At 72.5% G+C, this 5,428-nt stretch carries 5 protein-coding genes; 2 read left to right on the top strand and 3 right to left on the bottom strand.

From position 1 onward, the window contains the following. Window positions 1–474 (bottom strand): UDP-2,3-diacylglucosamine diphosphatase (locus KBZ04_RS13960; RefSeq protein ID WP_254992508.1); only part of this gene is annotated, 474 nt, incomplete at its 3' end. Window positions 475–691: 217 nt separating this feature from the next. Then, window positions 692–1,708 carry a substrate-binding domain-containing protein gene (locus KBZ04_RS13955; protein WP_254992507.1) on the bottom strand — a complete coding sequence of 339 codons (1,017 nt, stop codon included), beginning with the start codon at window positions 1,706–1,708 and terminating at the stop codon, window positions 692–694. Window positions 1,709–1,800: 92 nt separating this feature from the next. Here KBZ04_RS13955 and KBZ04_RS13950 point away from each other — a divergent pair, with 92 nt between their 5' ends. After that, complete coding sequence (locus KBZ04_RS13950; RefSeq protein ID WP_254992506.1) at window positions 1,801–3,486, top strand: VWA domain-containing protein; 1,686 nt, start codon at window positions 1,801–1,803, stop codon at window positions 3,484–3,486. After that, the gene (locus KBZ04_RS13945; RefSeq protein WP_254992505.1) at window positions 3,486–4,247 is read left to right on the top strand and encodes a hypothetical protein; all 762 of its coding nucleotides are present in this window, start codon (window positions 3,486–3,488) and stop codon (window positions 4,245–4,247) included. The genes KBZ04_RS13950 and KBZ04_RS13945 overlap by 1 nt, the downstream gene beginning before the upstream one ends. On the opposite strand, the gene KBZ04_RS13940 is transcribed toward KBZ04_RS13945, so the two are convergent. Continuing rightward, on the bottom strand, window positions 4,211–5,428 hold a 1,218-nt coding region (locus KBZ04_RS13940; RefSeq protein ID WP_254992504.1), incomplete at its 5' end, for a PhoX family protein. The genes KBZ04_RS13945 and KBZ04_RS13940 overlap by 37 nt on opposite strands.

Genomic DNA, 5,428 nt, shown 5'->3' with positions numbered 1-5,428 from the left:
ACGGATCAGCCGGTCGTATTCATCGCCGTGGCGCACCAGCAGCCTCTGGCCGGAGGGCGTGCAGTACACATCCTGACGGCGGATGGCGAAGCCGGGCCGCTCCAGGCCGGCGTGGCGGCGCAGGTAGGCGTCGTGGTTGCCGGGGATGTAGACGATCGCCACCCCTGCCCGGTGCAGGGCCTCGAACCGCTCCAGCACGCGCCGGTGCGAGGCCCGCAGCAGCTGGGACCTGAGCAGGGTCTCACTGGTGAGGGGATCCTCGTCCTCCCGGGCCAGGAGGGCATCGATCAGGTCGGTGAGAAAGTCGGCATCGACGTTGGCGTTGAAGCGAATCGCCTGCAGATCGATGATGTCGCCGACGAGAAACAGCTGCCTGGGCCGGATGCACTCCAGGAACGCCGCCAAGTGGCTGGCTTCGCACTGATTGGAGCCCAGATGCAGGTCCGAGATGAACAGGGCGTCGCAGCTGAGCACAACCTTCCGGCAGGTGGATCGGCGCCCGGAGGCCGGGCGCGCTCAGGCCTGTGATTCCGCCATGGTGCCATGATCCCGTCGCGGATCACGCTGGAGTCAGCATCAGACATCGAGGTCGAATCCCGTCGTCTGGGCATCGTTGGGGCGTCGGCCTTTCCCTCTGCCGCGTCCGTTGTCTGCCGCACCAGCCCTGGTGAGCGGCAACACCGCCCCATGGTCAGCCGGCCTGTTGCCAGAACCGCAGCAGCTCTTCCCGTTCCTGGGGTGAGGGGGGCGGCAGGCGCTTCACGCCGCTGGCGGCCGGGCTGCCGCCGCCGCCGTCGGCGCCGCGGAACCCGAGGCGCCTGAGCACAGCCTGGCCATCCTGGGAGAGCAGAAACGCCACGAAGCGCTCCCCGTCGTCCGTACGGCCGGCCGCCTCCCCCCGCAGCACGGCCGCGGCCAGCACCGTCTCGATGGTGGGATTTGGAACCAGGAGCACATAACCCCCTGGCCGCTGGCGGCCGGCCTCCTGCTGCCGCGTCAGGGCCGAGGCTTCGTAGACCAGCGCCAGGTCGCCCTCGTTGGGGCCGCCGCTGATGAATTCCTGCAGCAGGATGTCGGTGGAGCGGGCCGGCCGGTAGACGGCGCGGCGCAGGGCGGCGGCACAGTCGCTTCCGTTCTGACCCCGGCACCAGAGCGCCAGGGTCAGCTGGCCGGAATTGGAACGCATCGGATCGGTGCTGCGCAGATCGACGCTTCCCCAGCTCGACGGGGCGCCCAGGGCCCCCCATTGCCCCGCCGCCGTGGCGCGCCGCAGCTGGGGCCAGGAGAAGCGGCCGTCCGGGAACAGGCGCCGGGCCCGTTCCGGCCAGGCCACGGCCACCAGCAGGGTGCGGGCAACGGCAACGGGAGGCTGCAGGAACGGCCCCGGTGTTCCCTGGGCCTTGAGCTCATCGGCCAACTGGTTGAGCAGGTCCCGATTGGCGGGGATCAGCACCCGCGGACGCTCCGGCCCCTCCTCCCGGGCACGGTTGACCATGTCCTGGGAGCCTTGCACCCTCCAGATCAGGTCGATGCCGCCGTGGTGGCGCTCGAACAGGGGTTCGACGTCGACCATGGCGCCGGCCAGCTCCGATCCCACCGCCACCAGCAGCGGCCGCCGCAGCCCGGGCAGGGGCGCCATGGCCAGGGCCAGGGAGGCGCCGGCGATCAGAAGGGAAAGCAGGCGCCTGCGGCTCAGGGTCGCTGCCAAGGGGGGCGGTCCGGGTGCGATGCAGTCTGACCGGCCCTGCGGAGGCCGCGGACCCTTGCCAGCAGAATGGGGACACCTTTCCGTTGCGCCCCATGGCACGGGCCCTGCGGTTGGCCGCCCTCACCACCGCACTTCTCGGCCTGCCGATCGGCGGCTGCAACCTGGTGGCCCCGCCCCCGCTGGAGCTGGAGATGCTGGTGGGCAGTGCCTTGAAGGGCTTCTGCCAGGAAGCAGCCAAGGCCATCGCCAAGGCGCCGCCCCGGCTGGCTGATCGCACCCCGGTGCTGCTGCGCTGCCGGGCGGCCGGCAGCGGCGATGTGGTCAGTGAGATGGAAAGCCATGCCCGGGGGGTGCTCCAGGGCGGCCAGTCGGCCGAAGATCCCCGCATCCCCACCCTGGTTTCCGTGGACGGCGAGATCTATCTCGACCTGCTGCGGCACCGACTGCAGCGCCTGGCGCCCACCCGGGAGCTGATCCCGCCACCGGCCGATGCGCCGGCCCTGGCCTCCAGTCCGATGGTGTTCATGACCACCCCGGCCCTGGCGAAGGGCCTCGACCGTGCCGATCCGTTCACCGCCCTGGCCCGCAGCAGCGACCACCGGCAGCTGGATCCGTCCGCACCCTCCCAGCCGATCCGCTACGTCCACACCGCCCCGACCCGTTCCAATTCGGGCCTGCAGACCCTGGTGGCGATGGTGGCCGAGGTGGCCGGCAAGCGGCCCGAAGCGCTGACCCTGGCGGATGTGCAGGCCCACGGCGACAAGGTGACGGCGATCGAGAGCCACGTGACCCGCTACGGCAGCTCCACCGACGAACTCGCCCGGGCCATGCAGCGCAACGGACCCTTCTGGGCCTCGGTGGGTTCGGTCTACGAGTCGTCGGTGGTGGCGGTCAACGCCTCCCGCCGGGCCGATCAGGAACCCCTCAAGGCGGTGTACCCCAGGGCCACCTACGCCAGCACGATGCGGGCGATCCTCCCGGAGGCCCCCTGGGTGTCCCCAAGGGAGAAGGAGGCGGCCCTGCTGATCATCGAGCGCCTCCAGAGCGAGGACCTGCAGCGTCTGGCGGCCGACCAGGGGCTGCGGCCGGCCAACCCGGCGGTGCCCCCCAGCCGCGTCACGGCGGCCTACGGCGCCGACCCCCGGGCCGTCTACGACTCCCTGCGGGCCCCGAAACCGGAGGTGGTGGAGGCGATCATCGCCCTCTGGCGCAACCAGGCCAAGAAGCCCTCCCGGGTGGCCCTGGTGGTGGACAGTTCCGGCTCGATGAAGGGGGAGAAGCTGCCGGCGGCCCAGCGCAGCCTGCAGGCCTACCTGGCCCAGATCGGTCCGCGGGACACCGTGGGCCTGTTCGATTTCGACAACCGGCTGCGTCCGCCGGTGGTGGTGACCGGGGGGGGCGCGGGGGCGGACCCGGCGGGTCGATTCATCGCCTCGCTGGAGGCGGAGGGCGGCACCGTGCTCTATGACGCCATCCAGCAGGGTCGCGACTGGCTGCGGTCCACCCGGCGCCCCGGCGAGATCCTGGCGGTGGTGGTGCTCACCGATGGCCAGGACAACGGCTCGCGTCTGTCCCTGGAGGGGCTGGGCAGCGAGCTGCAACGCAGCGGCTTCGCCAGCGATGAGCGCATCGGCGTGTTCACGATGGGCTACGGCAACCAGGGGGATTTCGATCCCGCTGTGCTGAGGCGCATTGCCGAGAGCAACGGCGGCGATTTCACCACCGGTACGGCGGACAGCATCCGGCGCCGCATGGAAGATCTGCAGATGGCCTTCTGATGGCGTCAACGGGCTGGACCAACCCCCTCGACCATCCCCTGGCGGTCGCCGCCGGCGGCGTCTGCCTGGTGCTGCTGGTGCGTGGCGCCGGGGTGGCCCTCCCCCTGGCGATCCTGCCGGCCGCCGGTCTGAGCGTGGCCGGCGCGGCTTTGCTGGCCCGGGGAGGGGCGGCCGGCCGCCGCAGCCGCAGCCAGCGCCTCCACGCCCAGCGGCTCGATGCGGGCCTGGAGGAGGCCCTGGAGCGGGCCAGCGGCCTGGCGGTGGCGGCGATGGCGCTGCGTGAGGAGGCCGTGGCCCGTTTCACGGATCCGGTCCATCTGGAGGCCCTGGGCAGTGTCCAGCTCTGCTGCGAGCGGCTGCAGCAATTGCAGGAGCGGCTGCAGGCCCGGCGGCCCCTGCTGGAGTCGGGCGGGGGGCGGCGCCTCGATCCCGACGACCTGGCCCGCCGCCTGGCCCGGGAGGAGAAGTCCCTGCAGCGGGAGGCGGAGGGTCCCCTGCGCCAGGAACGGCGGCGGCTGGTGGACCAGCTGCGCCGCAACCTGCATGCGGCGCGCCAGGGGATGGACGAACGGGAGGCCCGGCTGCTGGCCCTGGCCACCCGGCTGGAGGCCATTGACGGGGGCCTGCAGCAGCTGCGCCGCCAGGTCGATCACCAGTGGCCCAGCACCGAAGCCAGCGATGCGGCCATGGCGACGGCGATCGAGCCGCTCGACGAGGCGATCGATCAGATCGAGCGCTCCCTCGACGCCGGCACCGCCTGATCGGGCAGCAGCGGCCCGCCACCAAGCCGGCGGATCGCCACCACCCCGGGGCGGGGGCCCCGTCCGGGGACGCCGGAGGGCCAGTTGGAGCCCAGCGGCACCCAGCGCAGCTGCTCGAAGGGGCGGCCGGAGCGATCCACCAGCCGGTGGGCCTGGGCCTCACGGGCCTCCGCCGAGGGGCGGGTACCGTTGTCCTCGCCCGGGTGCTGCACCGCCAGGAACAGGGTGGATTCGGCGCCGTCGAAGCAGGGGCCGGTGAGCTCGCATTCCATCGGCCCGGTGGCGAAGCAGAAGGCTTCGCCGGCGTGGGGGCCACGGCTGGGCAGTACCCAGCAGCTGTTGTTGCCGAACAGATCGAGATCCGCCGATTTCGTCGAGCGATCGGTCACCATCCAGATGGTCCCCTGCCGGTCGATGGCGAGGTTGTCGGGATTGGCGAAGCCCATCCCCCCCTGCCACGGGGCCCCGCCGGTGGCCACCAGCCGCCAGCGGAAGGAACCGGCCCGGGCCGGCCCGTCGTCGGCCAGGCGCATGATCCAGCCGAAGGGCCAGCTGGGCTGCCCTTTGGGCCCAGCGAAGATGGCGGGGTCGGCCCTGCCGTCGTCGCTGCCGCCCCCGGCGGTGAAGGCGATCAGCAGGTCGCCGCTGAGCGGATCGATCACCGTGTCCTCGGGCCGGGCCGCGGGGGTGGCGCCGATGGCGCAGGCGGCCAGGTGGGCATCGATCAGGATCGCCCCCATCCGCTCCTCCCCCTCGCCGGGGTAGAGGTCGGCCAGGGTGGCGAATCGGCGCCGGTAGACGGCCACGGCCGCGTCGCTGCTGAAGGCTTCGGCCCCGGGCCTGCGGCGGTCGCTGTGGGGCAGCAGGATCGCCTGCTCCACGCCGTGGCGGGCGAAGTGGCCAGGGCCGAGCGGCGCCACGGGGGTGCTGGGCTCCAGGGGCAGCCAGCGGCCCCGACCCTCGCCGCCGTCCGGTCCGGGCGGATCAAAACGGGCCACCTCAAGCCGGCCGGCGCTGAACAGCTCCGAGTTGGCCGGGTCGGCCGGATCGCGGATCGGCGCGTCGCTGACGAAGCGGTAGAGGTGGCCGCCGTGGCGGTCGCAGCCGGAATAGACCACCAGGGGCTGGCCGGCGACGGCTTTCACGGCCACCGCCTCGTGGCGGAAGCGGCCCAGCCAGCT

The organism is Cyanobium sp. N5-Cardenillas (assembly GCF_024345515.1).
GTDB lineage: Bacteria > Cyanobacteriota > Cyanobacteriia > PCC-6307 > Cyanobiaceae > Cyanobium.
This window is presented reverse-complemented; position numbering and strand designations above follow the sequence as displayed.